We start from the raw sequence: 3523 nt of genomic DNA, 5'->3' as shown, positions 1-3523 counted from the left end.
TCCGACGGGATTGTCTCTTTTGTGTGCTTGGGAGATGAGGTTGTCAAATGCAAAATGAATGGCGTTTTTGGGGTTCTGGGCCTTGCCGGGACGCTGTGCTTGGCGGGTTTGGCGACCGGACGCCCGGTTCGTGGCGCAATCGAAATTGCGTGGGGAGTCGAACTCCAACCCGGCGAGCTTTATGGTCCGGCGGTGGCCTGTGCATATGAGCTTGAAAACGCGGTTGCACAATACCCCCGAATCGTTGTTGGGCCGGAAACAATGCGGTACTTGAAGAGGCATGCTAATAATCCAGATCAGAGTGTATTTGCGAGTGTTGATCGGGAATTCGCGGCCCTGTGTCTGAGCATGCTTGCGCGTGACGAAGATGGCCATTGGATCGTGCATTACCTTGGTGATAAGTTCCAGAGTGCGATCACGCATGAGCATCACCTGGAACTTTATTCTGCGGCTGCAAAGTTTGTCGGGGAGCAGGTTGCCCTTTATCAGTCAGATAAGAATTCGAAGCTCGCATTCCGCTATTCGCACCTTTCGCGGTATTTTCAGGCACACCAACCGGAAGAATGAAAATCGAGATGCCCCACAGGTTTGTCCACTCGACGCCTGGGACGTTACGCCCTCGTCTCAGCGAGCCGTAGGGTGGGCAAAGCGAAGCGTGCCCACGCGGACAGGGGCATTATTGGTCGCAATTCGTCAAATGCGAGTGGGCACGGTTTGATGGCCTTTGCCCACGTTACCACGCGCCAATTACGCCAACGTTCACCGAAGCGATGTGCTCAGGTCCCCGGCGGCGGCCCCAGCACCGCCGTGTGCAGTCCGAAACGGCCGTGCCGCCGGTCCTCGAAGTAGTGCTTCAGTGTCTCGCGCACGCTGCGGAAGGAGAGGTCCGACCAGGGGATGTCCGCTTCGGCGAACAGGGCGACTTCCAGGCTTTCGTCGCCCGCTGCCCAGCGCGGTTCGCGCAGGTGGGCCAGGTACAGCATGTGCACCTGGCCGATGTGCGGCACGTCCATGAGGCTGAACAGGGGGCCGATGTCGACGTCTATGCAGGCTTCCTCGGCGGCTTCCCGCGCGGCGCCCTCGGCGGTGCCTTCGCCCAGTTCCAGAAAGCCGGCCGGCAGGGTCCAGCGGCCGTAGGCGGGCTCGATGGCGCGCCGGCACAGCAGGACGCGGTCTTCCCATTGCGGGATGCAGCCCACCACCAGGCGCGGGTTCTGGTAGTGCACGGCATCGCAGGCGGGGCACACGTGGCGTGGCCGGTTGTCGCCGGGAGGTACGCGCAGCTCGACCGGCCCGCCGCAGTGGGAGCAATGCCGCATGCGTTCAGAAGCCCATCAGGTCGCGGTAGCCCTGCCAGAAGCCGCGGATGGAGTTTTCGTCCGTGCCGCTGATGTCGTACAGGTTTTCGGTGCCGTAACCGCCCATTTCGACGAAGGACTGTTCGTTGCTGCCGTCCGACACGGCGCGCTGGATGATTTCGCCGGCTTCGGCGTCTTCCATGGCGATGAGGCCGGCCGGGCCCAGCATGTTGGCCTGGCGCAGGCGGTGGGCACGCATTTCCTCGCTGTCGTCGGCGTAGCCGAAGTAGGTCCAGTACAGCTCGAACTGGTCCACCGCCGTGGGGCGGATCTGTCGCACGGCCATGCCGTTCTGGATGTGCTGGAACACGCTGTTGGGGAACAGGGATTCGATGGTGATGCAGATGTCGTCGCCGCGCTCGTTGATATAGCGCAGAAACTGCGGCGACTCCAGTGCGTCCTGCCCACCCTGGATGGCGCGCGTGGTGTGCTGCTTGTAGGTGTCCATGCTCTCCTTGCCGGACGGCTGCCACACGGTGAACAGGTTGTGGTAGCGCGCCTCGTTCATCTCGATGGCCACTTTCTGCGCCGGGCGGGCGATGCCGAAGGTGGGATAGAACAGGTGCAGCAGCATGGCGTGGTAGGAGTCGCGCGTGTTCTCGGCGTAGAGCTTCCAGTTGGCGTGCACGTACTGGCGGCTGTAGCCGATGACCTCGATGGGCTTGTGCATGACCCGGTCGATGTTGCCGAGCATGGTGTCGCCCAGGTACTCCTCGAAGCCCGGCCCATCCTCGGCAAAGCTGGCAAACACCACGCCGCGCCGGCTGGCCACGCGCAGCGGCCGCAGCGGGTGTTCGGCCATGTCGAAGTCGGCCGGGTAGCCGCCCTTGCCGCCAAGACCCTTGCGAAAGGGCACGCCGATGAGTGCGCCCGAGGCGTCGTAGGCCCACTGGTGGTAGACGCAGGTGTGGGTCTGCGTGTTGCCGCGCAGGTCCCGGCACACCAGCGCGCCGCGGTGGGCACAGCGGTTCACCCAGGCGTGCAGGGCGCCTTCGCCGTCGCGCGTGACCACCACCGGCGTGTCGCCGATGAAGGTGGACACGTAGTCGTGCGGGTTGGGCAGTTCCGCTTCCAGCGCCACGTAGTTCCAGGTCGGGCCGCGGAAGATGCGTTCCTGTTCGAGCTGGTAGATGGCGGGGTCGGTGAACACGGCGTAGGGCACGCGGCGCAGGCCAAGTTCGGGCCAGGCAAAGGGCAGGTCGGAGCGGTTTTGCGGGGCGTTCACGGGCGTCTCTCCTCGCGCGGTTTTGTATGCCCGAACTCTACCAGCATGCGGTGCGCGGATCGTCGCGCCGGCCGGGCGTCCCCGGCGGTGCGTCATGCCTGCGCGGCGGGGTCGTCGAAGCGGTAGCCGAAGCGCGCGATGTCGTCCGCGAAGTGCCGGGCCACGCGCTCGGCGGTGTCGTCGTCGTAGTAGCGCCGGTAGTCGGCGCGGTCGACGGCCTGGCGGCGGTGCGGCAGGGCCGCCACCGGCACGCCGATGCGCCGGCAGATGTCGGCGAAGTCGCGGTCGAGCTGTTCGTAGCGGCCGATGAAGTCCACGATCAGCCGGCCGTGGCGGTCGGTGACGCAGTCCACCTGCGGCGTGATGGACGTGTCCAGATGGAACTGCCACGGCCGCTGCGGGTCCAGCTTGTGGCGCACGAAGGCGGCGAAGTCGGCGCAGCCGGCCACCAGCTGCGGGCGCTCGCGGCGCAGGTGATGCCAGGAGCTGACCTGCAGGTCCCACGGGTTGCGCACGAAGGCGAACTTGAACAGCCGGTCGTAGAACTCGCGCGGCAGCATGTCGCGCGCCGCGCTGGCCGGGGCATGGCGCGGAAACTTGATGCCCAGCCGGTGGCCGGACGCGGCGCTGAGGCGGCTGCACGCCCACAGCACCGGTCGCCAGGCGTCACGCCGGCGCAGCGGGGCGAGCGCGGCGCGCACGCTGGTGCCGCCGGTCTTGGCAATGTGCACGAACAGAAAGTTGTGGCGGTAGCACAGCAGCATGGTCAGGTCCGGGTGGGGCCGGCGGTTGCCGCCGGTGCCGGCAGGCCCAGCGCGGCCAGGTAGCCCGCCGCGCTGATGTCCTGCCGGTAGTCGCGCACGGCCTGGCGCAGCTGCTCGGCCGGCAACGGTGCCCGCAGCGTGGCGAGCATGGCCTCGGCCAGGGCGGTGGCATCGCC

4 protein-coding genes are annotated in these 3523 nt (G+C 66.2%); 1 reads left to right on the top strand and 3 read right to left on the bottom strand.

Annotated features, from left to right (window positions below):
* Positions 1-567 (top strand): hypothetical protein (locus tag ABYX71_RS11150; protein ID WP_372696570.1); only part of this gene is annotated, 567 nt, incomplete at its 5' end.
* A 209-nt stretch (positions 568-776) separates the two neighbouring features.
* On the opposite strand, the gene ABYX71_RS11145 is transcribed toward ABYX71_RS11150, so the two are convergent.
* The 3 genes from ABYX71_RS11145 to ABYX71_RS11135 all read right to left on the bottom strand — a co-directional run bounded on the left by ABYX71_RS11145 (position 777) and on the right by ABYX71_RS11135 (position 3347).
* Positions 777-1319 (bottom strand): zinc ribbon domain-containing protein, encoded by a 543-nt coding sequence (locus ABYX71_RS11145; RefSeq protein WP_372696569.1) that lies wholly within the window; start codon positions 1317-1319, stop codon positions 777-779.
* Positions 1320-1323: 4 nt separating this feature from the next.
* The gene (locus ABYX71_RS11140) at positions 1324-2583 is read right to left on the bottom strand and encodes an SRPBCC family protein (protein WP_372696568.1); all 1260 of its coding nucleotides are present in this window, start codon (positions 2581-2583) and stop codon (positions 1324-1326) included.
* Between the two features lie 92 nt (positions 2584-2675).
* Complete coding sequence (locus tag ABYX71_RS11135) at positions 2676-3347, bottom strand: sulfotransferase family 2 domain-containing protein (protein WP_372696567.1); 672 nt, start codon at positions 3345-3347, stop codon at positions 2676-2678.
* Positions 3348-3523 lie beyond the last annotated feature (176 nt).

It is taken from the genome of Immundisolibacter sp. (assembly GCF_041625615.1).
GTDB lineage: Bacteria > Pseudomonadota > Gammaproteobacteria > Immundisolibacterales > Immundisolibacteraceae > Immundisolibacter.
This window is presented reverse-complemented; position numbering and strand designations above follow the sequence as displayed.

Bases quoted from the DNA above. Each gene is read 5' to 3' on its own strand.
- ABYX71_RS11145 (WP_372696569.1), bottom strand. From the start codon at position 1,319: ATGCGGCATTGCTCCCACTGCGGCGGGCCGGTCGAGCTGCGCGTACCT.
- ABYX71_RS11135 (WP_372696567.1), bottom strand. From the start codon at position 3,347: ATGCTGCTGTGCTACCGCCACAACTTTCTGTTCGTGCACATTGCCAAG.